This is a genomic window from Nocardioides sp. Iso805N (assembly GCF_000364605.1).
GTDB lineage: Bacteria > Actinomycetota > Actinomycetes > Propionibacteriales > Nocardioidaceae > Nocardioides.
In genome coordinates this window covers 73,316-98,644 of record NZ_KB822576.1, presented here as the reverse complement: position 1 = coordinate 98,644, position 25,329 = coordinate 73,316, and the positions used below count along the sequence as shown (strand labels likewise).

The 25,329-nt window shown below is 68.4% G+C and carries 20 protein-coding genes; 18 read left to right on the top strand and 2 right to left on the bottom strand.

Translation table 11 applies throughout. The features are described 5' to 3' along the window. The 6 genes from ruvB to H036_RS0104660 all read left to right on the top strand — a co-directional run bounded on the left by ruvB (position 1) and on the right by H036_RS0104660 (position 7,337). Positions 1-1,077, top strand: a complete 1,077-nt coding sequence (gene ruvB, locus H036_RS0104685; protein ID WP_017933621.1) for a Holliday junction branch migration DNA helicase RuvB — start codon at positions 1-3, stop codon at positions 1,075-1,077. A 108-nt stretch (positions 1,078-1,185) separates the two neighbouring features. Continuing rightward, entirely contained in the window at positions 1,186-1,527 is a 342-nt protein-coding gene (yajC, locus tag H036_RS21785) for a preprotein translocase subunit YajC (protein ID WP_157417058.1), read from the top strand. Then, positions 1,527-3,254: a protein translocase subunit SecD gene (gene secD, locus H036_RS0104675; protein WP_017933619.1), complete on the top strand. Its 1,728-nt coding sequence runs from the start codon at positions 1,527-1,529 to the stop codon at positions 3,252-3,254. The genes yajC and secD overlap by 1 nt, the downstream gene beginning before the upstream one ends. Next, positions 3,254-4,441, top strand: a complete 1,188-nt coding sequence (gene secF, locus H036_RS0104670; protein WP_017933618.1) for a protein translocase subunit SecF — start codon at positions 3,254-3,256, stop codon at positions 4,439-4,441. Before secD ends, secF begins: the two co-directional genes overlap by 1 nt. Before the next feature lie 5 nt (positions 4,442-4,446). Beyond that, a complete protein-coding gene (locus H036_RS0104665) occupies positions 4,447-4,986 on the top strand; it encodes an adenine phosphoribosyltransferase (protein WP_026145787.1) in 540 nt (179 codons plus the stop codon). Between the two features lie 122 nt (positions 4,987-5,108). After that, positions 5,109-7,337 carry a RelA/SpoT family protein gene (locus H036_RS0104660; protein ID WP_017933616.1) on the top strand — a complete coding sequence of 743 codons (2,229 nt, stop codon included), beginning with the start codon at positions 5,109-5,111 and terminating at the stop codon, positions 7,335-7,337. 59 nt (positions 7,338-7,396) lie between these two features. On the opposite strand, the gene H036_RS0104655 is transcribed toward H036_RS0104660, so the two are convergent. Both H036_RS0104655 and H036_RS0104650 read right to left on the bottom strand, forming a co-directional pair. Then, the gene (locus H036_RS0104655; protein ID WP_017933615.1) at positions 7,397-8,317 is read right to left on the bottom strand and encodes a type IV toxin-antitoxin system AbiEi family antitoxin domain-containing protein; all 921 of its coding nucleotides are present in this window, start codon (positions 8,315-8,317) and stop codon (positions 7,397-7,399) included. 172 nt (positions 8,318-8,489) lie between these two features. Then, positions 8,490-9,731, bottom strand: coding sequence for a DUF349 domain-containing protein (locus tag H036_RS0104650; RefSeq protein WP_017933614.1), 1,242 nt, complete (start codon positions 9,729-9,731; stop codon positions 8,490-8,492). A 121-nt stretch (positions 9,732-9,852) separates the two neighbouring features. Between H036_RS0104650 and H036_RS0104645 the strand changes: the two genes are divergently transcribed. The 12 genes from H036_RS0104645 to alaS all read left to right on the top strand — a co-directional run bounded on the left by H036_RS0104645 (position 9,853) and on the right by alaS (position 25,328). Next, complete coding sequence (locus H036_RS0104645) at positions 9,853-10,581, top strand: MBL fold metallo-hydrolase (RefSeq protein WP_017933613.1); 729 nt, start codon at positions 9,853-9,855, stop codon at positions 10,579-10,581. After that, a complete protein-coding gene (gene hisS, locus H036_RS0104640; protein WP_017933612.1) occupies positions 10,578-11,948 on the top strand; it encodes a histidine--tRNA ligase in 1,371 nt (456 codons plus the stop codon). The genes H036_RS0104645 and hisS overlap by 4 nt, the downstream gene beginning before the upstream one ends. 47 nt (positions 11,949-11,995) lie before the next feature. Continuing rightward, a complete protein-coding gene (gene aspS / locus H036_RS0104635; protein WP_017933611.1) occupies positions 11,996-13,777 on the top strand; it encodes an aspartate--tRNA ligase in 1,782 nt (593 codons plus the stop codon). 225 nt (positions 13,778-14,002) lie between these two features. Continuing rightward, on the top strand, positions 14,003-15,001 hold the full coding sequence (locus H036_RS0104630) for an ABC transporter permease (RefSeq protein WP_017933610.1): 999 nt from the start codon (positions 14,003-14,005) through the stop codon (positions 14,999-15,001). Positions 15,002-15,081: 80 nt separating this feature from the next. Continuing rightward, positions 15,082-16,827 carry an ABC transporter substrate-binding protein gene (locus H036_RS0104625; protein ID WP_026145786.1) on the top strand — a complete coding sequence of 582 codons (1,746 nt, stop codon included), beginning with the start codon at positions 15,082-15,084 and terminating at the stop codon, positions 16,825-16,827. Positions 16,828-16,960: 133 nt separating this feature from the next. After that, positions 16,961-17,974, top strand: a complete 1,014-nt coding sequence (locus H036_RS0104620; protein ID WP_017933608.1) for an ABC transporter permease — start codon at positions 16,961-16,963, stop codon at positions 17,972-17,974. Between the two features lie 39 nt (positions 17,975-18,013). After that, entirely contained in the window at positions 18,014-19,078 is a 1,065-nt protein-coding gene (locus H036_RS0104615) for an ABC transporter ATP-binding protein (protein ID WP_017933607.1), read from the top strand. Continuing rightward, positions 19,075-20,271, top strand: coding sequence for a dipeptide ABC transporter ATP-binding protein (locus H036_RS0104610; protein WP_017933606.1), 1,197 nt, complete (start codon positions 19,075-19,077; stop codon positions 20,269-20,271). The genes H036_RS0104615 and H036_RS0104610 overlap by 4 nt, the downstream gene beginning before the upstream one ends. A gap of 110 nt (positions 20,272-20,381) precedes the next feature. After that, complete coding sequence (locus tag H036_RS0104605) at positions 20,382-21,668, top strand: AAA family ATPase (protein WP_017933605.1); 1,287 nt, start codon at positions 20,382-20,384, stop codon at positions 21,666-21,668. Positions 21,669-21,679: 11 nt separating this feature from the next. Then, positions 21,680-22,267 carry a hypothetical protein gene (locus tag H036_RS0104600; RefSeq protein WP_017933604.1) on the top strand — a complete coding sequence of 196 codons (588 nt, stop codon included), beginning with the start codon at positions 21,680-21,682 and terminating at the stop codon, positions 22,265-22,267. 2 nt (positions 22,268-22,269) lie between these two features. Beyond that, a complete protein-coding gene (locus H036_RS0104595) occupies positions 22,270-22,590 on the top strand; it encodes a DUF6167 family protein (RefSeq protein WP_017933603.1) in 321 nt (106 codons plus the stop codon). Between the two features lie 35 nt (positions 22,591-22,625). Beyond that, entirely contained in the window at positions 22,626-25,328 is a 2,703-nt protein-coding gene (alaS, locus tag H036_RS0104590) for an alanine--tRNA ligase (protein ID WP_026145785.1), read from the top strand. The last annotated feature ends 1 nt before the right edge of the window (position 25,329 follow it).

Sequence of the window (25,329 nt, the reverse complement as noted above, 5' to 3'; positions counted from 1 at the left end):
ATGCCCTTCCACGAGGATGAGCTCCAGGCCGCCGAGGGTGCTCACCTCGAGCGGTTGACCGCCGCCGAGGCAGAGGGTGACGAGCGCGCGATCGAGGCGGCGCTGCGCCCCCGCAACCTCGACGAGGTCGTCGGCCAGGGTCGCGTGCGTGCCCAGCTCGGGCTTGTGCTGGAAGCGGCCAAGCAGCGAGGACGGGCTCCGGACCATGTCCTGCTCAGTGGTCCGCCCGGCCTCGGCAAGACCACCTTGGCGATGATCATCGCTGCGGAGATGAGCTCGCCGCTGCGACTGACCAGCGGCCCTGCCATCACCCATGCCGGCGACCTGGCGGCCATCCTCAGCGGCCTCAACGAGGGCGACGTTCTCTTCGTCGACGAGGTGCACCGGATGTCGCGCCCTGCCGAGGAGATGCTCTACCTCGCGATGGAGGACTTCCGGGTCGACGTCGTGATCGGCAAGGGTCCTGGTGCGACCGCTATCCCGCTCGAGCTGCCGCCGTTCACGCTCGTCGGCGCCACCACCCGCGCGGGCCTGCTGCCGGGACCGCTGCGCGACAGGTTCGGCTTCACCGGACACCTTGAGTTCTACGAGCCGCACGAGCTCGATCTCATCGTGCGCCGTTCGGCCGGCCTGCTGGGCGTCGAGGTGAACGCTGAGGGGTCAGCGGAGATCGCCTCCCGATCCAGAGGTACGCCGCGAATCGCGAACCGGTTGCTGCGCCGGGTGCGCGACTACGCCCAGGTCAGGGCTGACGGCGTGGTCACGCTCGACATCGCGCGCAAGGCGCTCGATCTCTACGAGGTCGACGCGTTGGGCCTGGACAGGCTCGATCGCGGCGTGCTCGACGCACTCTGCCGCCGGTTCGGCGGGGGACCAGTGGGCGTCTCCACGCTGGCCGTCGCCGTCGGCGAGGAGCGGGAGACCGTGGAGGAGGTCGCCGAGCCGTTCCTGGTGCGCAACGGCTTCCTGGCCCGGACACCACGCGGGCGAGTCGCGACCCCCGCTGCGTGGGCGCACCTGGGTCTGTCGGCGCCGCTGGGGGCGGCGAACGGCTGGGAAACACTGCTCGACGAGTGAGCCACGTGTGGCGTGCGTGACGTTCTCTCGGGTCGGCACGGCTACACTTGCGCGTCGGCTGGCCGCAGGCCTGCCTGAATCCCCGATCACTGGAGTCTGAGTAGCGTCGTGCTGACCATTTTGCCCCTCATCCTCATCGTCGCGGTCTTCTGGTTCCTCCTGATCCGGCCGCAGCAGAGGCGACAGCGCCAGGCCCAGCAGATGCAGGCGGAGCTTCTTCCTGAAACCAAGGTCATGTTGACCTCGGGGATCTTCGGCACCGTCCGTGAGATCACCGATGACTACGTCCTGGTTGAGATCGCCGACGAGGTGGCGATCAAGGTCGTCCGCGCGGCGATCGGCCGGGTCCTGCCCGAAGAGTTCGGCGAGCCGACCGAGGAGACCGAGCCGACCCCCGAGGTCGAGCCGAGCGCCGAGGTCGAGCCCGCCGAGCCGAAGGAGAATGAGTGATGGCAAGCAAGACCAGTCGGCCGGGTCGCACCCTCGGGGTGTTCTTCCTGGTCCTGGCCATCGCCTATGGCCTGGTGGCCCTGGGCGGCAGCTGGAAGCCTGAGCTGGGCCTGGATCTCCAGGGCGGCACCCGGATCATGATGATCGCCAAGGGGCACCCCAGCGCTGAGGCGATGAAGGAAGCCCGCAACATCATCGACCAGCGCGTCAATGGCTCCGGTGTGACGGCTGCGAAGGTGACCACGCAGGGCGGCAACCAGATCGTCGTCGAGATCCCCGGCAAGAGCCGTGACGACCTGGTCAACGAGGTCTCCCAGACCGCGCAGCTGCGCTTCCGCCTGGTCGCCTGCCAGAACACGTGTGCCACCAGCTCGACCAGCAGTGGCACCTCCGGCGTCACCGGCGGCACGGGCACGACCGGCGGCACGGGCACGACCGGCGGTAGCAGCACCGGCGCCCAGCGCGCCGGCCTCGGCTTCGACCACAAGGCCACCAAGAAGGCCAAGGCGAAGATGCAGCAGAAGGCGGCCGCCGCGACGCCGTCCGCGACCGCCTCGGCCGCGCCCAGCGCCTCCGCGAGCCCGTCGGCCTCGGCGACTCCGTCGACGTCCGGCACGCCGGACCAGAAGAACGACGTGAGTGTCGACGACGCCGTCGCCTTCATGAACAACCCGCCCGCCGACGAGGTCGCGAAGTTCGACGCCTACACCTGCCCCACCAGCGGCGCCCCGAACGTCACCGACGACCCGAGCCAGCCGCTGATCACCTGTGACGCCCAGGGTCAGAAGTACCTGCTCTCCCCGGCGATCATCGAGGGCACCCAGGTCAGCGACGCCAGCGCCGGGATCCCGCAGACCGGCGTCAACTACGTCGTCACGCTCGACTTCCACGGCGCCGGCCGCAAGGCGTTCGCCGACGCCACCGGCGCGATCGCCGGCACCAACCAGCTGTTCGCCATCGTTCTCGACGGTCAGGTCATCTCGGCGGCGACCGCCGACAGCCGGATCAGCGGCAGCGCGGAGATCAGCGGCAACTTCACCCAGGACACGGCCACCGCCCTGGCCAACAACCTCAAGTTCGGTGCCCTGCCGGTCGCCTTCGACAAGGAGAACGGCATCTCGCACACGACCGTCGGCCCCTCGCTGGCGGGCAACCAGCTCTCGGCCGGCCTGTGGGCCGGTGCGATCGGCCTGCTGCTGGTGATGCTCTACTGCCTGATCTACTACCGCGGTCTCGGCCTGGTCGTGATCAGCTCGCTGATCATCGCTGGCGCCTCGACGTACGCGATGGTGCTGCTGCTGAGCAAGGGCGCGGGCTTCACCCTCGACCTGCCCGGTATCGCCGGTCTGATCGTGGCGGTCGGCATCACGGCTGACTCGTTCATCGTCTACTTCGAACGCATCCGGGACGAGATGCGCGACGGCAAGTCGATGCGCGTGGCTGTGGATGCCGGCTGGGTGCGCGCCCGGTCGACGTGTCTGGCGGCAGACGGTGTGTCCGTCCTCGCCGCACTGATCCTCTACATCTTCGGAGCCGGTGACGTGCGGGGCTTCGCCTTCGCGCTCGGCCTCTCCACGATCATCGACCTGGTGGTGTTCTTCTTCTTCACCCACCCGATGATCAAGTGGCTCTCCCACTTCAAGTTCTTCAACCGCGGTCACCGGCTCTCCGGTCTCGATGCAGAGGCTCTCGGCATCGACCGCATCACCGTCGGAGGCCGTGCCTGATGAGTAAGTTCACCCGCCTCGGCAACCAGCTCTACACCGGCAAGAAGTCGATCGACTTCGTCGGCCGTCGGTGGACCTGGTACGCCATCTCCGCCGTCGTGATCGTCGCCGCGATCGTGGGTCTCTCGGTCCGGGGCCTCAACATGAGCCTCGAGTTCACCGGCGGCACCCAGTACACCGTGACCGTCTCCGGGTCAGCCGACCAGCCACTCGCCGACAAGGTGCGCACCTCCGTCGGTAACACTGGCGTCGAGGCTGCCGCCGACCCGACCGTCACCACCGCAGGCGCCCACAACCTGATCATCCAGATCAAGTCCGTCTCCACCACGGAGAACAACACGGTCCTCAAGGCGATCAAGTCGACGACCGGTGCCACCACGGACGACATCAGTCAGGACCACGTCGGGGCGAGCTGGGGCAAGGAAGTCGCGACCAAGGCGGTCCAGGGCCTGATCGTCTTCCTCATCGCGGTGACCGTGTTCATCGCGATGTACACCCGGCAGTGGAAGATGTCCGTCGCGGCGCTGGTGGCACTGGCCCACGACGTGATCATCACCGTCGGCATCTACGCGTTGGTGGGCTTCGAGGTCTCTCCCGCGACGGTCACCGGCTTCCTGACCATCCTGGGCTTCTCGCTTTACGACACGGTCGTGGTGTTCGACAAGATCAAGGAGAACACCAAGAACCTGCGCGCCACCAAGCGCTCCTTCGCCGCCGCCTGCAACCTGGCGGTGAACCAGACCCTGGTCCGCTCGATCAACACCTCGATCGTGGCGCTCATCCCGGTCGCCGCGATCCTCTGGGTCTCCGCTGTCCAGCTCGGCACGTCCACGCTGAAGGACCTCGCGCTCGCGCTGTTCGTCGGCATGGCCGCCGGCGCCTACTCCTCGATCTTCATCGCCACCCCGCTGTTCGTGCAGCTCAAGTCGCGTGAGAAGGACGTCGTCGACTCCGAGCGGCGCGCCGCCCAGCGGGCCAAGCAGGCTGACCCCTACGCCCACGTGCCGTCCTTCGCGGAGGGCATGGAGGTCGACGACAACGGTGAGCCGCCGGCCGAGGCGAACGCGCCCGAGGAGCACGCCTTCCGAGGTCGTACGGCGCCGCAGACCCGCGGCCCGGTGCGCGACAGCGGTGCCGCTGGTCGCCCGCAGCCCTCGCGCCAGACCCGCTCCAAGCGCGGCAAGTGAACGCGATGACGCTGACGGAGACACTGGACAGGCTCATCATCGACGTCCCCGACTTCCCCGAGCCCGGGGTCGTCTTCAAGGACATCACGCCGCTGCTGGCCGACCACGACGGCTTCACCGAGGTCGTCCAGGCACTGGCCGCCGCCGGCCGCGACGAGGCCGGCCGGCCGGTCGTGGACAAGGTGCTCGGCATGGAGGCCCGGGGGTTCATCCTTGCCGCGCCCGTTGCGCTGGCCCTGGGCGCCGGGTTCGTCCCGGTGCGCAAGGCCGGCAAGCTGCCGCGCGAGACGCACGCCGTCTCCTACTCGCTCGAGTACGGTAACGCCACCCTCGAGCTGCACCAGGACGCCGTGGCGCCGGGGGAGCGGGTGCTGCTCATCGACGACGTGCTGGCGACGGGTGGCACGGTGGCCGCCACCGTCGACCTCGCCCGCCGCAGCGGCGCGGAGGTGGTGGGGGTCGCGGTGCTGATGGAGCTGGACGCGCTGGATGGTCGCGCAGCCATCGGCGACGACGTACCGGTGACCGCGTTGATGCGGGTGTGAGCCGCGGGCTCCGGACTTCTGACTAGACTCACTGCATGACTGAGGAACGCGCTGCCGCTGCACCGCGCGAGCGGGCGGTGCGGGTGCGCGAGGGAGGGTCCTCGGCACCATCGGGCCGGAGCATGCGGGCGCGGCTGGCCCGGATGGGTCAGCGCAACAACGCAGCCAACCCGGTGCTGGAGCCGCTCTTCCGAGCGGTTCGCGCCAACCACCCCAAGGCCGATCTGGCGCTGCTCGAGCGCGCCTATGTGACGGCCGAGCGCCTGCACGAGGGGCAGCTGCGCAAGAGCGGTGATCCCTACATCACCCATCCGCTCGCCGTGACGACCATCCTCGCCGAGCTCGGGATGACCGAGGCGACGCTCGTCGCTGCGCTGCTGCACGACACTGTCGAGGACACGCCCTACGCCCTCGACGAGCTGCGCCGGGACTTCGGTGACGAGGTCGCGGTGATGGTCGACGGCGTCACCAAGCTGGACAAGGTCCAGTACGGCGAGAACGCCCAGGCCGAGACGATCCGCAAGATGATCGTGGCGATGTCCAAGGACATCCGGGTCCTGGTGATCAAGCTGGCCGACCGGCTGCACAACATGCGCACGCTGCGCTACGTGCCGCAGAAGTCGCAGGAGCGCTCCGCGCGCGAGACTCTGGACATCTACGCGCCGCTGGCCCACCGGCTCGGCATGAACACGATCAAGTGGGAGTTGGAGGACCTGGCCTTCGCCACCCTGCATCCCAAGATCTACGACGAGATCGTGCGGCTGGTGGCCGAGCGGGCGCCCTCACGCGACCAGTTCCTCGCGCAGGTGATCAGCCAGGTCGAGAACGACGTGCGTGAGGCCAAGATCAAGGCCACCGTCACGGGCCGGCCGAAGCACTACTACTCGATCTACCAGAAGATGATCGTCGGCGGGAAGGACTTCTCCGACATCTACGACCTGGTCGGCATCCGCATCCTCGTGGCCGAGGACCGCGACTGCTACAGCGTCCTCGGTGTGCTGCACTCGCGCTGGAATCCGGTGTTGGGGCGGTTCAAGGACTACGTCGCGATGCCGAAGTTCAACATGTACCAGTCGCTGCACACGACGGTGATCGGCCCGCAGGGCAAGCCGGTCGAGATGCAGATCCGTACTTTCGGCATGCACCGCCGCGCCGAGTACGGCGTCGCCGCGCACTGGAAGTACAAGGAGGACGGCCGCACCGGTGTCGACACGGACAAGCGTGCCGACGTCGACGACATGGGCTGGGTCAAGCAGTTGCTCGACTGGCAGTCCGAGGTCGAGGATCCGGGCGAGTTCCTGGAGTCGCTGCGCTTCGAGATGAACCGCGCGGAGGTCTACGTCTTCACCCCGCGCGGGGACGTGATCGCGCTGCCGGCCGGATCGACCCCGGTCGACTTCGCCTACGCGGTGCACACGGAGGTCGGCCACAAGACCATCGGCGCCCGGGTCAACGGCCGACTAGTGCCGCTCGAATCCACGCTGGACAACGGCGACGTCGTGGAGATGTTCACCTCCAAGGCGCCCACTGCGGGGCCGTCGCGCGACTGGCTCTCCTTCGTGAAGTCCAACCGCGCTCGCTCCAAGATCCGCGCCTGGTTCACCAAGGAGCGTCGCGAGGAGGCCATCGAGAAGGGCCAGGACGCGATCGCCAAGCTGATGCGCAAGGAGGGCCTGCCTCTCAAGAGGCTGATGTCCCACGAGTCGCTCACCCTGGCCGCGCGGCACTTCAACATCGCCGACGTCAGTGCGCTCTACGCCTCGGTAGGCGAGGGCAACCTCTCCGCGCAGGCGGTGGTTCGTCGGGTCGTTGATGAGCACGGCGGCGACCAGGGTGCGGCCGAGGACCTCGCCGAGGCAGTCACGATCACTCGGCCGCGACGCTCCAAGATCGCCACCGGCGGCGATGCCGGAGTCATCGTCAAGGGCAGCGCGGACGTGTGGATCAAGCTCGCCCGCTGCTGTACGCCGGTGCCGCCCGATCCGATCCTGGGCTTCGTCACCAAGGGTGGCGGGGTCTCGGTGCATCGGCTGGACTGCACGAACGCCGCCGAGCTGAAGAACCAGCCGGAGCGGCTGATCGACGTCGAGTGGGCGCCGACCTCTTCCTCGACCTTCCTGGTCAACATCCAGGTGGAGGCGCTCGATCGCTCCCGGCTGCTCTCGGACATCACGATGGCGCTCTCCGACGCCCACGTGAACATCCTCTCGGCGCAGCTGAGCACCTCGCGCGACCGGGTCGCGAAGTCGCGGTTCTCCTTCGAGATGGCAGACGCCAAGCACCTCGACACGGTGATCAAGGCTGTCCGCAACGTTCCGGGCGTCTTCGATGCCTACCGCGTGACCTCCTGACGCCGAGAGGTCACTTTCTGCGGCTCGAGAGGTCAGTTTCCACGGGCTGGGCGGCCGACTCACCACCGCCGGGTCGTGTACGTCGAGGCGAGGGCGCTGCGCAGCTCGCGTAGCCATCGGTCGAGTCCCTCGCCGGTGAAGTCACCCAAGCGCACCACGATGATCGTCCAGCCATGCTCGCGCAGCCACTGGCGACGCTCGCGGTCGTAGCGCCGCTGCTCGTCCGTAGCGTCGTGGAACTCGACACCGTCGTACTCGACGCAGACACGCTGTTGCGGATAGGCGAAGTCCAACCGGAATCTCCTCTCAGCGTCGGCGTCGATCCAGACCTGCGCCTCGGGCAACGGTAGGCCGGCATCGTGGATGGCCAGCAGCGTCCACGCCTCGCGGGCCGACTCGACCGTCGGTAGCACCAGTGGCGCCAGCTCGCGCAGCTGGCGCACCCCGCGGCGGCGCCCGAACCGCTCGGCCCCTCGCACCAGTTCGGGAATGTCGACGTCGTGCTGCCGGGCGATGTCGCACAGGGCGGCGAACGCCTCACGGCGTCGCAGGTGGCAGCCGAGGTCCAAGGCTGTGCGCAACGGCGTGGTCACCCTGAGACCGTCGATCTCCATGACGTCATCTGGATGAAGATCGCGCGTGCGACCGCGAGCTCCGCTGAGTCGACTGCGGGTGTGCCCGCGGAGCGCGCACACCTCGATCGGCGCCCCCGCGTCGAGCTCGGTGGTGGCAAAGGAGTCGATCCCGTGCAGCCAGGCCGCTGTCCGATCGACGATCACGTGCGCGGGGCCGACGACGAGGTGCAGGGCCGCGGTGCGCAGCTCGATCGAATCGCCGATCTCATTGCTGACATAGACCCCTCGCAGCACGCGCCGAACGCGGCCGTGCGCCAGTGCGCGACGCAGGTCGGCGGCGCTCAGGCCGAGGCGGACGAGATCGGCGACGGTGAACGGCTCCGTGGGCAGTACGACGATGGTCATGCCCTCAGCGTCCACACGGCCAGCCGACCGTGGGCGAGTGGATCTACGGGTTGTGGATCAACGCGCCCGGCGGCGTACGTGTGGATGAGAAGTGGCCGCTACCGAACCGGTAGCGGCCACTCAAGACGCAGAAACTGACCTCTCGAGACGCGAAAGGTGACCTCTCGGCGGATCAGCTGAAGTCAGCCGAGGCGCGCCTGGCCATCTCGAGGAACTGCTTGCGCGACTCGAGGTTCTCCTCCAACGAGGCGATCCTCTTGGTGTCACCGGCGGCCCTGGCCTTCTCGAGGTCGGACTCGACCTTGGCGATCGCGTCGGTGAGCTTGCTGATCATGTCGTCGGCGCGGGCCGACTTCTCCGGGTCGGACTTGCGCCACTGCTCGTCCTCGACGGACTTGATCGCCTGCTCGACCTTCCGGATGCGCCCCTCGAGGTCGCGGATGCGCTCCCGCGGCACCTTGCCGGCGGCATCCCACCGCTCGGCGATGTCACGGAAGGCGGCCTTCGCGGCAGTGAAGTTGTCGCCGCCGGCCTCGATCTGGGGCAGCAGCGCCTCGGCCTCGACCAAGAGCTGCTCCTTGACCTCGGCGTTGCCGGCGAACTCGGCGTCTACGGCCGCGTTGGCCTCGTCGCGAGCGCCGAAGAAGAGGTCCTGGGCGCCGCGGAATCGCTTCCACAGGGCGTCGTCGATGTCCTTGGGGGCCGGGCCGGCGGCCTTCCACTGTCGCATCAGGTCCCGGTAGCGACCGGCGGTGGCGCCCCAGTCGGTCGAGGTGGCGAGCGCCTCGGCCTCGGCGGCAAGGCGCTCCTTGACGGCACGGGCGCCCTCGCGCTTCTCGTTGAGCTCGGCGAAGTGCGACTTGCGACGACGGGTGTAGGCAGTGCGGGCGGTGGAGAAGCGCCGCCACAGCGCGTCGTCGCTGGCACGGTCGATGCGGGGGAGTGCCTTCCACTGGTCGAGCAGCTCGCGCAGCCGGTTGGCTCCGTTGCGCCAGTCGTTGCCCTCGGCAAGACGCTCGGCCTCGCCGACGACCCGCTCCTTCTCGGTGCGTGCCTCGGCCGACTTCGCCGCTCGTTCAGCCTTGCGGGCCTCGCGCTGAGCCGCGATCAGGGGGGTGAGCGCATCCAGGCGAGCAGCCAGAGAGGCCAGATCCCCGACGGCGTTCGCGTCGGTCACCTGGGCGCGGACGTTCTTGATCGACTCGCTGGCCTCTTCGGGGCTGAGCTTGGCGCCGTGGAGACGCTTCTCGAGCAGCTCGACCTCGAAGGCGAGAGCCGCGTAGCGCTCAGTGAAGAAGTGCAGCGCCTCCTCAGGCGTGCCCTCGGGATACTGGCCGACCGCACGTTCGCCGTCGGCGGTGCGCACGAAGACCGTGCCCTCGTCGTCGACCCGGCCCCACTGCTCGCTCGTCACTGGTCGTCCTTCTCGTCGGCTGATCCTGTGCTGCTCCCCGGTCCGCTCTGGCCCGCGGGTGCCCATCGTAGTCAGAGGTGTCGATGCGGCGGCGCCCGGTTGCGCTCGATAGGGTTGCGGAGTGTTGATCGCCGGCTTCCCCGCGGGCCCGTGGGGAACGAACTGTTACGTCGCCGCCACCGGCCCCGGGACCGAGTGCGTCGTGATCGATCCTGGCATGGACGCCTCGGACGGGGTCGCCCAGGTCGTCCGTGAGCACCGGCTCAAGCCGGTCGCCGTCCTGGTCACCCACGGTCACGTCGACCACATGTTCTCGGTGGCGCCCGTCGCCGGGGCCTACGACGCCACCGCGTGGATCCATCCCAAGGACCGCCACCTGCTCGCGGACCCAATGAGCGGCATGTCGCCCGAGACCACCCGGATGTTGCTCGGCGGCGACTACAGCTGGGCCGAGCCCGACGACGTCCAGGAGCTGACCGACGGGCAGACCCTGGAGATCGCGGGCCTGCGGTTCGTCGTCGACCACACGCCCGGACACACCGAGGGCTCGGTGACGTTCCGGACGCCGTACTCTGCGCCGGATCCGGCGCAGCGTGCCGAGATCTCCGAGGTGATGTTCTCCGGCGATCTGCTCTTCGCCGGCAGCATCGGCCGCACCGACCTGCCCGGCGGCGATCACGCCGCGATGCTGCGCAGCCTCGCTGAGAAGGTGCTGACCCTGCCCGACGACATCGTCGTGCTCCCGGGCCACGGTGAGCAGACCTCGATCGGGCGCGAGCGCGCCACCAACCCGCATCTTGCAGGGATGCAGCCTGCAGGACCTGACTACCGCACGAGGCCGTCCCGATGACCAAGCCGACACCGCTCTCCGGCTTCCCCGAGTTCCTTCCCGCGCAGCGCTTCGTGGAGCAGCAGGTGATCGCCACCCTGGCGCGCGCCTTCGAGCTGCACGGCTTCGCCAACGTCGAGACCCGCGCGGTCGAGCCGATGGACCAGCTGCTGCGCAAGGGCGACACCTCCAAGGAGGTCTACGTCCTGCGCCGCCTCCAGGAGGAGGACGGCGGCCGCGACGCGGGCATGGGCCTGCACTTCGACCTCACCGTGCCGTTCGCCCGCTACGTGCTGGAGAACGCCGGCAAGCTGGAGTTTCCCTTCCGCCGCTACCAGATCCAGAAGGTCTGGCGCGGCGAGCGGCCGCAGGAGGGCCGGTTCCGCGAGTTCACCCAGGCCGACATCGACATCGTCGGCAAGGACGTGTTGCCGTTCCACCACGACGTCGAGGTCACGCGGGTCATGCTCGACGCCCTGGCTCAGCTCGCCGGCTCCGACTCGATCGGTCTTCCCGGCTTCCGCCTCCAGGTGAACAACCGCAAGCTGATCCAGGGCTTCTACGCTGCGCTCGGCGCCCCCGACGTCGACGAGGTCATGCGTCTCATCGACAAGCTCGACAAGCTGCCCGTCGCCGAGGTGAAGAAGCTCCTCGTCGGTGAGGCCGGCCTCACCGACGAGCAGGCCGACCGTTGCCTGGGGCTGGCCACCATCTCGGCCGGCGACGACTCCTTCGTCGAGCGGGTCCGCGCCCTGGGTGTCAGCGGCGAGCTGCTGGAGGAGGGCCTGGACGAGCTGGCCACGCTGATCCGCGCGTGCGCGCCGCTCAACACCGACAAGGTCAGCGTGATCGCCGACCTCTCGATCGCGCGCGGCCTGGACTACTACACCGGCACCGTCTTCGAGACCCGCCTGGACGGCTACGAGTCGCTGGGCTCGATCTGCAGCGGGGGCCGCTATGACGCGCTGGCCTCCGACGGGCGTACGACGTACCCCGGCGTGGGGATCTCCCTGGGCGTCAGCCGGGTCCTCGTCCCGCTGGTCCAGCGAGGCTTCCTGACGGCCGATCGGCAGGTGCCGTCGGTCGTGCTGGTCGCGCTCAACGACGAGGAGTCCCGCCCGGCCGCCGACGCCACCGCCACGGCGCTGCGCGCGCGCGGCATCGCCTGCGAGGTGGCCGCGACCGCAGCGAAGTTCGGCAAGCAGATCCGCTTCGCCGAGCGCCGCGGCATCCCCTACGTCTGGTTCGACACCGCAGAGGGTCACCAGGTCAAGGACATCCGCAGCGGCAATCAGGTGGCCGCCGATGCTGCGACGTGGGAGCCTCCGAAGGCAGACCTCCGCCCGAGCGTGGTCGTCGCGACCGACGCCTCGACCGGCGACAACTGACCACTCGACCCGCCAGAACTGACCAGTCAACGTAAGGAAATGAAGAAGTGATCCGCACCCATGACGCCGGAACCCTCCGCGTCGAGCACGTCGGCCAGACCGTCACCCTCGCCGGGTGGGTGGCCCGCCGCCGCGATCACGGTGGGGTCGCCTTCATCGACCTGCGCGAGGCCAGCGGCGTGGTCCAGCTCGTGATCCGCGACGAGGAGCTGGCGCACAGCCTGCGCAGCGAGTTCTGCCTCAAGGTGACCGGCGAGGTCGTCGCCCGCTCGGAGGGCAACGTCAACCCCAACCTCGCCACCGGCGAGATCGAGGTCGTCGTCTCCGACCTCGAGGTCCTCAACGCCAGCGCCCCGCTGCCGTTCCCGATCGACGACGCCGCCGCCCACGGTGCCGGTGAGGTGGGCGAGGACGTCCGGCTCAAGTACCGCTACCTGGACCTGCGCCGCTCCGGCCCGGCCGCTGCCATCCGGTTGCGCTCGAAGGTCTACCAGGCCATCCGCGAGGTCCTCGGCCGGCGCGAGTTCGTCGAGGTCGAGACGCCGACCCTGACCCGTTCGACGCCCGAGGGCGCTCGCGACTTCCTGGTGCCGGCGCGCCTCCACCCCGGCAGCTGGTACGCGCTGCCGCAGAGCCCCCAGCTGTTCAAGCAGCTGCTGATGGTCGGCGGGCTCGAGCGCTACTACCAGATCGCGCGCTGCTACCGCGACGAGGACTTCCGCGCCGACCGGCAGCCGGAGTTCACCCAGCTCGACATCGAGATGAGCTTCGTCGACCAGGACGACGTCATCGAGATGATGGAGGACGTGGTCAAGGCGATGTGGGCGACCATCGGCGTCGAGGTCGCCACGCCGCTGCCGCGGATGACGTACGCCGACGCCATGGCCAAGTACGGCTCCGACAAGCCTGACCTGCGCTTCGGGCTGGAGCTCGTCGAGTGCGCCGCGTACTTCAAGGAGACGCCGTTCCGGGTCTTCCAGTCCGAGTACGTCGGCGCCGTCGTGATGCCGGGCGGTGCCAGCCAGCCCCGCAAGGTGCTCGACGCCTGGCAGGACTGGGCCAAGCAGCGCGGCGCGCGCGGCCTCGCCTACGTGCTGTTCAACGAGGACGGCACGCTCGGCGGCCCGGTCGCGAAGAACCTTTCCGAGGCTGAGCAGGCCGGCCTGGCCGCGCACCTCGGCGCCAAGGCGGGGGACTGCGCATTCTTCGCGGCAGGGGCCACCAAGCCCAGCCGGGCGCTGCTCGGTGCTGCACGCGTCGAGATCGGTCGGCGGCTCGACCTGCTCGACCCCGACACGTTCGCGTTCACCTGGGTCGTCGACGCGCCGATGTTCGAGCCGGCCGCGGACGCGGTCGCGTCGGGTGACGTGGCCGTCGGCGCGGGCAGCTGGACCGCCGTACACCACGCGTTCACCGGTCCGAAGCCGGAGTTCGAGCAGACCTTCGACACCGACCCGGGCTCTGCCTTGGCCTACGCCTACGACATCGTCTGCAACGGCACCGAGCTCGGTGGCGGCTCCATCCGTATCCATCGCGAGGACATCCAGAAGCGGGTCTTCAACGTGATGGGGATCAGCGAGGAGCAGGCGGACGAGAAGTTCGGCTTCCTCCTCGACGCGTTCAAGTTCGGCGCACCGCCGCACGGCGGCATCGCGCTCGGCATGGACCGCGTCCTGCAGCACCTCACCAAGACCGACTCCATCCGCGAGGTCATCGCGTTCCCCAAGTCCGGCGGGGGCTTCGACCCGCTCACCGCAGCACCGGCTCCGATCACGGCTGAGCAGCGCAAGGAAGCCGGTGTGGACCCGGTCACACCGAAGAACCTGTAGGGGCACTCGCTGCGGCGCCGGAACACATCCTGTGAAACGGCGCCGCAACAGGTTGAGACCAGATCGTTACCGCCAGGTGGTCGCAGGGGAGTCCGACGTCACTTAAAGTCGTTACGGTGCATCAATCAGTTGCATCGGCTTCGACGCGACCGCATGGTCGGGAGACGTCGTGTAGCTGGATGTGCCGGACCAGTCCGTCTTGACCCGAGCAGCCACGAGGTACGCATGGCCATCAGCCCCACGGAGACAGAACAGCGCTCCGAGGTTGGAGTCGTCATTGCCGGGGAGACGACGGCGGCCAAGTCGCCGATGCGCCTCGCGGTCGATCGGTTCCGCCACGACAAGCTGTCGATGGCTTCCTTTGTGGTGGTCGCCCTCCTGGTGATCGGTGCGATTCTCGCGCCCATCCTGGTCAAGCTCGGCGTGCTGGACTACAGCACGCTGCACCAGGACCTCATCGACAACACCAACGGCGGGTTGCCGACGGGTGCCCACGGCGGCATCAGTGCCTCGCACCCGCTCGGCGTGGTGCCCGGCACGGGCTGGGACGTGCTGTCCCGAGTGTGGCTCGGGGTCTCCTTCTCGCTCGCGATCTGCCTGTGCGCGACGGTGGTCTCCGTCGTCATCGGCGCGGTCCTGGGCATCATGAGCGGCTACTCGCGCGGCGCCCTTGACTGGGTGATCGGCCGGCTGGTCGACCTGACCCTCTCGTTCCCGCAGACCCTGATGCTGCTGGCGCTCTCAGCGCCGATCATCGCGTTCTTCAACAGTTCCCTGCACCTGCACGGGAACCTGGCGAACGCCGTCTACATCATCGTCGTGCTGGGCCTCTTCGGCTGGCCCTCGGTCGCGCGTCTGGTGCGCGGCCAGGTGCTGTCGATTCGCGAGCGGGAGTTCATCGACGCTGCTCGCTCGATCGGCGCGTCGAACAGCCGCATCTACTTCCGCGAGATCCTGCCGAACGTCTGGGCGCCTCTGCTCGTGCAGACCACGCTGCTGCTTCCGTCCTACGTCTCTGCCGAGGCCGCACTGAGCTTCCTCGGCGTGGGCGTGCAAGCACCGCTGCCCACCTTGGGCAACGTCCTGGCCGACGCGACGACCTGGATCCTCGGTGATCCGCTCTACTTCTGGATCCCGGCCGTCATGATCGTGGTCATCGTCGTCAGTCTGAACCTGCTCGGTGACGGGCTGCGTGACGCGCTGGACCCCAAGTCCGGCCGATAGCCGCAGACCCCATCTATGTACCTCCCCCACCGGGGGACGTGCGCCGCCCATCGGGGGCGCCAGCCACACAAGGAGAAAGAATGACCACGAATCGAAGGCGAGTCGCCGTAGTGGGTGCCATTGCGGCACTCTCGGTGGGCGCTCTGGCGGCCTGCGGCGGTGCCGGTGGCAGCGGTGGCAGCTCCAGCAGCGCTGCCAAGGGCACGCTCTACTACCTGACGCAGACGTCGGCGAAGCCTGAGCACCTCGACCCGCAGCGCGTCTACATCGGTCGCGACATCACGAACCTGTCGCGTCTGGTGTACCGGCAGCTGGTGACGTTCCCCGACAGCGCCGACAAGACCGCGGGCGTCACGCCCGTTCCGGACCTCGCCACCAACACCGGCACGTCCTCCAACGGCGCGAAGACCTGGCAGTTCACGCTGAAGGACGGCGTGAAGTGGCAGGACGGCAAGGCGATCACCTGCGACGACCTCAAGTACGGCGCGTCGCGCGTCTTCGCTCAGAGCGTCATTCCCGGTGGCCCGAACTACCTGGTCGCCTACCTCAACATCCCGACCAACAAGGACGGCTCCTCGATCTACGCCGGTCCTTACGACAAGTCCGCCGCGAACCAGGCCGGTCAGGCCGCGTTCGACAAGGCCGTGACCTGCAACGGCAACACCATCACCTACGACTTCAAGAAGCCGTGGCCTGACTTCCCGTTGGCCATCGCGGCGCTGCACATGATGGACCCGTACCGCCAGGACAAGGACCAGGGCGACAAGTCCAACTACTCGGTCTTCTCCGACGGCCCCTACGAGCTCCAGGGCACGTGGAACCAGAACACGGGTGGCACCTTCGTGCGCAACCCCAACTACGACGCGGCGACCGACTCCACGACGGTGCGCAAGGCGCTGCCGAACAAGATCGTCTTCCAGGTCACCTCGGACGCCGAGACCATCGCCGACCGGCTGATCGCCGACACCGGCAACGACAAGAACGCCGTGACGGACCGCTCGGTGCCGTCGAGCCGGTTCAGCCAGCTGAACAGCGACTCGGTGAAGAGCCGACTGACGTCGGTCTCCTCGCCGTACATCGACTACCTGCAGATGAACATGAAGCGGCTCTCCAACCCGCTGGTTCGCCAGGCCCTGTACGAGGCCACGAGCCCGCAGGCGTGGATCGACGCGGGTGGCGGCTCGAAGGCCTACCTGCCGGCGCACTCGATCGTGAACCCTGTCGTCCACGGCTACCAGCCCAACCCGGCGTTCAACGCGCCGCTGTCGGGTGACGCGGCCAAGGCGAAGCAGCTCCTGCAGCAGGCCGGCGTGAAGACGCCGTACCCGATCAACTTCATGTACGAGAAGACGACCACGGCTGACAAGCAGGCCGCTGCGCTGAAGTCTTCCTGGGAGCAGGCCGGCTTCAAGGTCACCTTGACCGGCATCGACGCGGACAACTACTACTCCACCATCCAGAAGCCGTCCAACAACGGCGACCTGTACTGGGCCGGCTGGGGTGCCGACTGGCCGTCCGCCATCACGGTCACGCCGCCGCTCTTCGACGGCCGGATCAACCTGACCAAGACCTCGAGCCAGAACGACTACGGCCAGTACAACTCGCCGGCGTTCAACAAGCTCGTCGACGAGGCGCAGAACGCGTCCACGCTGGACGCCCAGACCACCGCCCTGCAGAAGGCCGACGCACAGCTGGGTAAGGACTACGCCTACGTGCCGCTGGAGAACCAGGTGTTCAACCTGCTCCACGGCTCGAACGTGACCAACTACCTGCAGACGCCGTCCTCCAACGGCTACCCCGACCTCGGCGGGATCAACGTTAAGTAATGGCGACGGGTGGCGACCGATGACCTCGGTCGCCACCCTCACCACTCGATGACCGTTCATCGGTGCGGGGCAGGCGCCGCCGGCGTTTCGCCCCGCACCGATCGGTCCTGAGCGGCAAGGTGCAACTGAACCCATGTTTGCCTACATCGTGCGTCGGGCCGTGATAGGCGTCGCCCTGCTCATCGTGATGAGTCTGGTGACGTTCATCCTCTTCTTCTCCGGCGCATTCGACCCGGCGCGGAATGCCTGTGGCAAGGTCTGTTCCCCGGCACAGATCGAACAGACCAGCAAGGCGCTGGGTTACGACAAGCCGATCCTCACCCAGTGGGGAAGCTTCCTCGCGGGCATCGTGGTCGGCCGCGACTACCCCTTGGACAAGAAGGTGCGCGAGGAGAACCCCGACCTCGTCACCCACTGCGCGGCACCTTGCCTCGGCTACTCGATGGTCAACACCGACACCGTGAACAACGTGCTGAAATCGGCGATCCCGATCTCGGTCTCGATCGCGCTGGTGGCGTTCGTCTTCTGGATCATCGGTGGTCTGCTCTTCGGCATCATCGCCGCCATGACCAAGGGATCGTTCCTTGATCGCGGCATCGTCGGGTTGTCGCTGATCTTCTATGCCTTCCCGACCTTCGTGGTCGGGTCCCTCCTGCTGCGCTTCGTCGCCATCAAGTGGCAGATCTTCGCGCTGCCGGTCTACGTGCCGCTCACGCAGAGTCCGGGCCTCTGGTTCACCAACCTCATCCTCCCTGCCGTGACGCTGGCGCTGTTCTACATGGCGGCGTACGCCCGGATGAGCCGAGCCTTCATCATCGAGGCCTCGACGGAGGACTACGTCCGTACGGCCAAGGCCAAGGGCGTCAAGAAGGTCCCGCTGATGTTCAAGCACACCCTGCGCGCGGCGCTCACGCCGCTGGTCACGATGGCCGGCCTTGACCTGGCGATCCTGCTCGGCGGCGCGATCATCACCGAGGATGTCTTCGGCTTCCACGGCCTGGGCCTGCTCGCCGTGACCTCCAACTCGCGACAGGACCTGCCGACCATCGTCGGCATCGTCCTGCTGCTGTCTACCTTCGTCATCATCGCCAACATCGTTGTCGACATCCTCTATGCCTACATCGACCCGCGGGTCAGGCTGGACTGACGACGATCCATGAGCACACCAGCAGAGAAAGCCGTCCCCATGTCGACTGAGCAGTCACGCAGCTACCTCACGGTCCGCGACCTCGTCGTCCACTTTCCCACCTCCGATGGCGTCGTCAAGGCGACTGACGGTCTGTCCTACGAGGTCTCTCGCGGCAAGACGCTGGGCATCGTGGGCGAGTCGGGCTCGGGCAAGTCGGTCTCCAGCTCGGCGATCCTCGGTCTCCACCGCGGCACCAACGCGCAGGTCTCCGGTGAGATCCTGCTCGACGGCGTCGACCTGCTGACGATCTCCGACGAGGAGATGCGACGCAAGCGGGGCAAGGACGTTGCGATGATCTTCCAGGATCCGCTCTCGGCCATGCACCCCTACTACTCCGTGGGGAACCAGATCGCCGAGGCCTACCGCGTCCACAACAACGTCTCGCGACGCGCCGCCCGGGCTCGCGCGATCGAGATGCTCGACCGGGTCGGCATCCCGCAGCCCTCGCGACGCGTCGACGACTACCCGCACCAGTTCTCCGGCGGCATGCGGCAGCGCGCCATGATCGCGATGAGCCTCATCAACGACCCCGGCCTGCTGATCGCGGACGAGCCGACGACGGCACTCGACGTCACCGTCCAGGCGCAGATCCTCGATCTGCTGCAGGACCTGCAGCGCGAGTTCAACTCGGCCATCATCATCATCACCCACGACCTCGGCGTCGTGGCGGAGATGGCCGACGACGTCCTGGTGATGTACGGCGGCCGCGCGGTCGAGTACGGCCCCACCGCGGAGATCCTGGTGCGGCCGGAGATGCCGTACACCTGGGGGCTGCTCTCCAGCGTGCCCGACGTCACCGGTGACGTCGATGCCAAGCTCATCCCGATCCCGGGCAACCCGCCGAGCCTCCTGCACCCGCCGAGCGGGTGTGCCTTCCACCCGCGGTGCACCCACCGCGACAAGGTGCCTGGCAACCTGTGCTTCACCGAGATGCCCGAGCTGTTGCCTGTAGCGGACGGCCGGAACCACACGAAGCGATGCCACCTCGCCAACCCGGACGAGGTGTATGCGGTCGAAGTCCTGCCCGCGATCGCGCCTGACCTGGCGGAGGAGCAGCGATGAGTGCCGAGAACGTCCTGAAGGCGGAGGGTCACGCCGCGATGACGGCGGACCTGTCGGCGCCTCCGGTCCTGACGGTCAACGACCTGAAGATGCACTTCCCGGTCAAGAGCCCTGGACTCTTCCGTCGTACGGTCGGTCACGTGAAGGCCGTCGACGGGGTCTCCTTCCAGGTGCCGACCAACGGCTCCCTCGGCCTCGTGGGTGAGTCCGGCTGTGGCAAGTCGACGACCGGTCGGCTGATCACCAGGCTCTACGAGCCGACGGGCGGCCAGATCGAGTTCGAGGGCCACGACATCGCCAAGCTCTCGCAGCGCCAGATGCTGCCGTTGCGTCGCGACATCCAGATGATCTTCCAGGACCCGGCGACGTCGCTGAACCCGCGCCACACGGTGGGCTCGATCATCGGCGCGCCGTTGCAGATCCACAACGTGCTGCCGAAGAACAAGGTCCTCGGTCGGGTCCAGGAGCTGCTCGAGATCGTCGGGCTGAACCCGGAGCACTACAACCGCTACCCGCACGAGTTCTCCGGCGGCCAGCGCCAGCGCATCGGCATCGCCCGCGCGTTGACCCTGCAGCCGAAGCTGCTCGTGGCCGACGAGCCGGTTTCGGCGCTCGACGTGTCGATCCAGGCCCAGGTGATCAACCTTCTGCAGGACCTGCAGACGGAGTTCGGGATCGCGTTCCTGTTCATCGCCCACGACCTGGCCGTCGTACGCCACTTCTGCCCGGAGATCGCGGTGATGTACCTCGGCAAGATCGTCGAGATCGGCGACCGGGAAAGCATCTACGGCCACGCTCATCACCCGTACACGCAGGCGCTTCTCTCTGCTGTGCCCGACGTCAAGCAGGCCACGCTGGGCGGCCGCCGCGAGCGCATCCGGCTCACCGGGGACGTGCCGAGCCCGATCAACCCGCCCTCCGGCTGCCGGTTCCGCACGCGCTGCCCGATCGCCAAGGAGATCTGCGCGAAGGTGGAGCCGCCGTTGCTGCAGATCGGTCCGCGGCACAAGGTCGCCTGCCACTTCCCGGGCGAGATGGGCAAGGCTCCGGAGACGCCTGTGACCTCACGGCTGCTGGGTGTGGACAACCACGGCACCCCGGACCCGGGCGCGAGCCCGGTCGAACTCCCGACCGGTCCGAGCTTCAGCAACACCTGGTTCGACCTTGGGAACCGGACCATCCATACTGCGTAATCGTGGATGGGCTCTTTGAGATCGCTGACGAGCCGCCGCGTGGGCCACGTACAACGGAGGGCGGGTCGCTCTCCGACGCGGACCACGCGGCGGCTCCGTTGGCGGTTCGGATGCGTCCGCGCACCCTCGACGAGCTGGTCGGGCAGGCACAGCTGCGCGCGGCCGGTTCCCCGCTGCGCCAGCTGATCGAGGGCGACCAGTCGCTCTCGCTGCTGCTGTGGGGTCCGCCGGGCACCGGCAAGACCACGATCGCCTCGATCGTCTCGCGGCAGACCAACCGTCGCTTCGTCGAGGTCTCGGCGGTCAGCGCAGGTGTCAAGGAGGTGCGGGCGGCGATCGACGCGGCCCGTGCCGATCTCGTCCGGACAGGGCGGGAGACGGTGCTCTTCGTCGACGAGGTGCACCGATTCAGCAAGGCGCAGCAGGATGCGCTGCTGCCCGGCGTGGAGAACCGCTGGGTCACCCTGGTGGCGGCCACGACCGAGAACCCGTTCTTCTCGGTGATCAGCCCGCTGCTCTCCCGCAGCCTGCTGCTCCGGCTGGAGTCGCTCACCGACGACGACGTCCGGGGCGTCCTGCAGCGTGCGCTGACCGACGAGCGCGGGCTGGGCGGACGACTCACCATCAGCGACGAGGCGCTCGAGCACCTGGTGCGGCTCGCCGGGGGGGACGCGCGGCGGTCTCTGACCTACCTGGAGGCGTCCGCAGGTGCGGCCCGCTCTAGGCTGGGCGGCCGGGCCGCGTCCGACGGGCCGGTCGAGATCGATCTGGAGTCGGCGGAGACTGCCGTCGACCAGGCGGCGGTGCGCTACGACCGCCAGGGCGACCAGCACTACGACGTGGTCAGCGCCTTCATCAAGTCGGTACGCGGCTCGGACGCCGACGCTGCGCTGCACTACCTCGCCCGGATGCTCGAGGCGGGGGAGGACCCACGGTTCATCGCGCGCCGTCTGATGATCCTGGCGAGCGAGGACATCGGGCTGGCAGACTCGACGGCGCTGCAGACCGCTGTCGCGGCCGCCCAGACTGTGCAGCTGATCGGCCTGCCGGAGGCGCAGCTGACACTCGCCCACGCCACCATCGCGCTCGCGGTGGCGCCGAAGTCGAATGCGGTCACGACCGCGATCTCGGCGGCGATCGCCGACGTGAAGGCCGGCAAGATCGGGCAGGTGCCCGCTCATCTGCGCGACGCGCACTACGGCGGGGCCAAGAAGCTCGGTCACGGCTCGGGCTACAAGTACGCGCACGACGAGCCGTTCGGCATCGCCGAGCAGCAGTACGCACCCGACGCCGTCGAGGAAGCGGCCTACTACCAGCCGACCAGCCACGGCGCCGAGGCGGCGGTCAAGGAGCGTTGGGAGCGCATCCGCGCGATCATTCGTGGTGGTGCGCGATAGGGTCGGGGGCCATGACCGCGCTCTCGATCACCCTCGCCCTGGTGGCGGTGGTCGCGGCTGCCCTGGCACTGGTCGCGGTGCTCGCCTGGCGGCGTGCGCTGGCCGCATCCGTACGGCGCGAAGAGGCGGCCGAGCAGGGCCTCACCGAGCTGCGTGAACGCCTCGCCGTACTGGAACGAGTGACGGCGCCCGCCGTCCGGGCCGAGCGTCCTGTGGATGATCGCGAGTTCGTCATCACGCGGCTGGGAACGCTCGAGCCGACCGGTGCCGATGACACCGGCGGCGCCGAACGAGCGACCGTGAGCCTCAAGGCGCCGGCGTTCGCCGACGCGGTGGTGCGCGAGACGGTGGTGCAGACGGCCTCGCTCGTGCAGGGTCTGCGGCGCGCACTCGCCCCGGAGACGCGCAACCGCATCCGGTTCGAGATGAAGCGCGAGGTCAAGCGCAGCCGCAAGGACCGCAAGCTCGAGGTCAAGGAGGCGCTGCGCGAGTATCGCGCCCGTCACCGGGCCGGTGCAGCGTTCGCCGGCACCGCGGGTGATCCGCCGTCGCCCGCGACCGAGATTCGCGTCGGCGCCGCCGACGAGGGGGTCGCCTGATCATGAGGCGAGGATTCTGGTTCGCCGCAGGCGCCGGTGCCGGCATCTACGCGGCGATCCGAGGTCGACGCGCGGCTGAGGTGCTCACGCCCGATGGACTGCGCGATCGCTGGCAGGCGCTCGGCCTCGGTGCGCGGCTCTTCCGCGAGGAGGTCGCCAGCGGCAGGGCCGAGACCGAGGTCCGGCTGCGCGAGCGCTTCCCATCACCCCGGCTAGCGAGCACCGACGACGACCCCACTCCGCAGCTCGAGGCAGGCAGCACCGAGGCCACCCCGGTCGCGCAGATCGACACCCCTGAACCCCGCAAGGAAGGCACGCAGTGAGTACAGCGACACCGGACGGCCGGCCCGACACCTGGCTGAGCACGGCGGAGATCCGCCGCCGGTTCACCAGCCACTTCGCCGACAATCCGGCCCTGCCGCACACCGCCGTACCGTCGGCGTCGCTGCTGCTCGACGACCCCAACCTGCTGTTCGTCAACGCCGGCATGGTGCCCTTCAAGCCCTACTTCCTGGGCCAGGCCACACCGCCCTTCCCGCGCGCCACCTCGGTGCAGAAGTGCATTCGCACGCCCGACATCGAAGAGGTCGGCAAGACCACCCGGCACGGCACGTTCTTCGAGATGTGTGGCAACTTCTCCTTCGGTGACTACTTCAAGGAAGGCGCCATCACGCTCGCCTGGGAGCTGATCACCAAGGCGATCGCGGACGGCGGCTTCGGCTTCGATGAGGCGGTGCTCTACCCGAGCGTCCTCGACGGAGACGAGGAGGCGGTCTCCATCTGGCGCAAGGTGACGGGCCTGCCCGACGACCGCATCGTCCGGCTGCCCCCGAAGGAGAACTACTGGTCGATGGGCATCCCCGGACCGGGAGGTCCGTGCTCGGAGATCCTGATCGACCGGGGCCCGGCCTACGGCGCCGACCGGGACTGGGACGCCGGCGACCGCTACCTGGAGTTCTGGAACCTCGTCTTCATGCAGGACGAGCTCTCCGCCGTACGGTCGAAGTCTGACTTCGACATCGCCGGCCAGCTGCCCAAGAAGAACATCGACACCGGCATGGGCCTGGAGCGGGTCGCCTACCTGCTGCAGGGCCGGAACAACATGTACGAGACCGATGTCGTCTTCCCGGTGATCGAGAAGGCGGAGGCCCTCACCGGCAAGAAGTACGGCGCCAGGGGGGCCGACTCTGCGGCGAACGACGTGCGCTTCCGCGTCGTGGCCGACCACATCCGCTCCTCGATGATGCTGATCAGCGACGGCGTCACGCCCGGCAACGAGGGCCGCGGCTACGTGCTGCGGCGGCTCCTGCGCCGTGCGATCCGCAACGTCAGACTCCTCGGCTACGAGGACCCGGCGCTGCCCGAGCTGATGCCTGTCTCGCGCGACAAGATGGGCGAGACCTACACCGAGCTGCACAGCGACTGGGAGCGCATCATCCGGGTCGCCAATGCCGAGGAGGACGCTTTCCGCAAGACCCTCCAGGCCGGTACGCAGATCTTCGACCTCGCCGCCGGCGCCCTTCGACAGGCTCAGGGACCGGGTCAGGCGGCAGAGCGACCGCAGATGAGCGGCGCGACGGCGTTCCAGCTGCACGACACCTACGGCTTCCCGATCGACCTCACCCTCGAGATGGCAGCCGAGGCCGGCCTGACCGTGGACGAGCAGGGCTTCCGATCGCTGATGACCGAGCAGCGCGAGCGGGCCAAGGCCGACGCCCGCGCCAAGAAGGGCCAACACGCCGACCTGTCGGTCTACCGCGACATCCTCGACACCAACGGTCCCACCGACTGGCAGGCCTACACCACGCTGGAGACCGAGTCCGGACGGATCGCGCTGCTCTCCGGCGGCAAGCCGACCGATGTGCTCGGCAACGGTGAGATCGGCGAGCTGGTCCTCGACCGCACCCCGTTCTACGCCGAGTCCGGCGGCCAGGTCGCGGACGCCGGGATCATCGAGTTCGACGGCGGCCGGCTCGAGGTCGTCGACGTGCAGCGCCCGGTCAAGGGCCTCGTGGTCCACCAGGTGCGTGTCGTCGACGGCGAGCTCACGCCCGCCGCGAAGCACTTCCACGCCCAGGTCGACCAGGACTGGCGCATCGGCGCCCGGCAGGCGCACTCCGGCACCCACGTGGTGCACGCGGCCCTGCGTGAGGTGCTCGGCCCCACCGCGCTCCAGTCGGGCTCCTACAACCGCCCCGGCTACCTGCGCCTCGACTTCGGCTGGACGCAGGGTCTGACGCCGGGTCAGGTCAAGGAGATCGAGGAGGTCTCCAACAACGCGCTGCGTGCCGACCTGCCGGTCTCCTGGGACTACATGACGCTCTCGCAGGCCAAGGACTGGGGCGCGATCGCCCTCTTCGGCGAGACCTACGACGACTCGAAGGTCCGCGTCGTCGAGATCGGCGGCCCGTGGTCGCGCGAGCTGTGCGGTGGCACCCACGTGGACCACTCCTCGCAGATCGGCACGATCGTGGTCACCGGTGAGGCGTCGGTGGGCTCGGGCAACCGTCGCATCGAGGCATTCACCGGCGTCGAGGGCTTCCGCTACCTCGCTCGTGAGCGTGACGTCGTGGGCCAGCTCACCGACCTGCTCAAGACCCAGCCCGACGGCCTGCTCGACCGCGTCGGCGACCTGGTCGAGCGGCTCAAGAGCGCTGAGAAGGAGATCGAGAAGGTCCGGGTGGCGCAGTTGCTCGCCAACGCCGGCTCGATCGCCGAGAAGGCCATCGACGTCGATGGCGTAGCGGTCATCGCCGCGCGTGCGTCGGGCGCAGGTGGCAACGACGTACGGACGCTGGCGATGGACGTGCGCGGCCGCATCCCTGCCGATCGCCCGTCGGTCGTGGTGATCCTCGGCGACGCCGATGAGAAGGTCGCGGTGGTGGCGACGGTCAACGAGGCCGGTCGCGCCCGCGGGCTCAAGGCCGGCGACTTCGTCAAGGCGCTCGCGCCGGTGCTCGGCGGCCGTGGCGGTGGCAAGGACGATCTGGCCCAGGGCGGTGGCACCGACGTGGCGAAGATCGACGAGGCGATCTCGCTGGTGCCCACGCTGGTCCGGTGAG

Excerpts from the sequence above, each read along its gene's own strand:
- H036_RS0104620 (WP_017933608.1), top strand. The coding sequence starts at position 16,961 with ATGTTTGCCTACATCGTGCGTCGGGCCGTGATAGGCGTCGCCCTGCTC.
- H036_RS0104600 (WP_017933604.1), top strand. The coding sequence starts at position 21,680 with ATGACCGCGCTCTCGATCACCCTCGCCCTGGTGGCGGTGGTCGCGGCT.
- H036_RS0104630 (WP_017933610.1), top strand. The coding sequence starts at position 14,003 with ATGGCCATCAGCCCCACGGAGACAGAACAGCGCTCCGAGGTTGGAGTC.
- secF (WP_017933618.1), top strand. The coding sequence starts at position 3,254 with ATGAGTAAGTTCACCCGCCTCGGCAACCAGCTCTACACCGGCAAGAAG.
- H036_RS0104660 (WP_017933616.1), top strand. The coding sequence starts at position 5,109 with ATGCGGGCGCGGCTGGCCCGGATGGGTCAGCGCAACAACGCAGCCAAC.
- H036_RS0104595 (WP_017933603.1), top strand. The coding sequence starts at position 22,270 with ATGAGGCGAGGATTCTGGTTCGCCGCAGGCGCCGGTGCCGGCATCTAC.
- H036_RS0104605 (WP_017933605.1), top strand. The coding sequence starts at position 20,382 with ATGCGTCCGCGCACCCTCGACGAGCTGGTCGGGCAGGCACAGCTGCGC.
- H036_RS0104655 (WP_017933615.1), bottom strand. The coding sequence starts at position 8,317 with ATGACCATCGTCGTACTGCCCACGGAGCCGTTCACCGTCGCCGATCTC.
- H036_RS0104615 (WP_017933607.1), top strand. The coding sequence starts at position 18,014 with ATGTCGACTGAGCAGTCACGCAGCTACCTCACGGTCCGCGACCTCGTC.
- H036_RS0104665 (WP_026145787.1), top strand. The coding sequence starts at position 4,447 with ATGACGCTGACGGAGACACTGGACAGGCTCATCATCGACGTCCCCGAC.
- H036_RS0104625 (WP_026145786.1), top strand. The coding sequence starts at position 15,082 with ATGACCACGAATCGAAGGCGAGTCGCCGTAGTGGGTGCCATTGCGGCA.
- H036_RS0104610 (WP_017933606.1), top strand. The coding sequence starts at position 19,075 with ATGAGTGCCGAGAACGTCCTGAAGGCGGAGGGTCACGCCGCGATGACG.
- hisS (WP_017933612.1), top strand. The coding sequence starts at position 10,578 with ATGACCAAGCCGACACCGCTCTCCGGCTTCCCCGAGTTCCTTCCCGCG.
- secD (WP_017933619.1), top strand. The coding sequence starts at position 1,527 with ATGGCAAGCAAGACCAGTCGGCCGGGTCGCACCCTCGGGGTGTTCTTC.
- ruvB (WP_017933621.1), top strand. The coding sequence starts at position 1 with ATGCCCTTCCACGAGGATGAGCTCCAGGCCGCCGAGGGTGCTCACCTC.